The 253-nt window shown below is 45.1% G+C and carries 1 rRNA gene; it reads right to left on the bottom strand.

The features are described from left to right. Window positions 1–108: 108 nt before the first annotated feature. Window positions 109–253 (bottom strand): 23S ribosomal RNA (locus AWV70_RS01915); the annotation flags it as partial.

Raw genomic sequence — 253 nt, 5'->3', positions numbered from 1 at the left:
GACCTCTTCGCCTTCATCACCAGACAATTGAACGATGCTTGTTCGTTCAAAACCGGATAAAACCAACATTGTTGCTGAACTCAAGTTCAACCGTACTTTTTCAACTATAAGGTTAAGTCCTCGATCGATTAGTATCCGTCAGCTGCACGTGTCGCCACGCTTCCACCCCGGACCTATCCACCTCATCATCTTTGAGGGATCTTACTTACAAAATGTAATGGGAAATCTCATCTTGAGGGGGGCTTCATGCTTA

It is taken from the genome of Sporosarcina koreensis (assembly GCF_001531445.1).
GTDB classification, from domain to species: Bacteria; Bacillota; Bacilli; order Bacillales_A; family Planococcaceae; genus Sporosarcina; species Sporosarcina koreensis_C.
The sequence above is the reverse complement of the archived record's forward strand: the minus strand, read 5'-3'. Positions and strand labels throughout refer to the sequence as shown.